Origin of the sequence: Rhodobacter sp. TJ_12 (genome assembly GCF_020023995.1) — a bacterium.
Classification (GTDB): domain Bacteria; phylum Pseudomonadota; class Alphaproteobacteria; order Rhodobacterales; family Rhodobacteraceae; genus Rhodobacter.
The window spans coordinates 1-520 of sequence record NZ_NRRD01000101.1 but is presented as its reverse complement, the minus strand read 5'-3'; the positions used below and the strand labels follow the sequence as shown (position 1 = coordinate 520).

1 protein-coding gene and 1 pseudogene are annotated in these 520 nt (G+C 65.6%); both read left to right on the top strand.

The window, feature by feature from the left end; translation table 11 throughout:
* Positions 1-234: pseudogene (locus CKO11_RS17395) on the top strand (ABC transporter ATP-binding protein); the annotation flags it as partial.
* Positions 235-237: 3 nt separating this feature from the next.
* The coding region (locus tag CKO11_RS17390) for an MlaD family protein (protein WP_223641568.1) at positions 238-520 on the top strand (283 nt) is incomplete at its 3' end.

Genomic DNA, 520 nt, shown 5'->3' with positions numbered 1-520 from the left:
GAGTTCGACGCGCTGATCCGCAACCTGCAGACATCTCTGGGGTTGACCGTGTTTCTCGTGACGCACGATCTCGATACGCTCCATGCAACCTGCGACCGCATCGCGGTCCTGGCCGAAAGGAAAGTTCTGGTGACGGGAACCATCCGCGAGCTGATGGAGGTGGATCACCCGTGGGTCCGCGAGTATTTCCACGGTCCGCGCGCCCATGCGGCGCTTGTGGCGGCGGAGGGCTGACCCATGGAGACGCGCGCCCGCTATGTGCTGATCGGGATCTTCACCCTGGCGAGCATCCTCGCCACGCTCGGCTTCCTGCTCTGGCTCGCCAAGGTCCAGCTCGACCGGACCTATGCGGAATATGACATCCTGTTCACCAGCGTCGAGGGCCTCGGCCGGGCGAGCCCCGTGCGTTACAACGGCGTGGACGTGGGCGAGGTGCTGAACATCGCGGTCGATGCCGAGGATCCCTCGCTCGTGCGGGTGCGGATCCAGCTGGCCGCCACCACGCCGGTGCGGACCGATA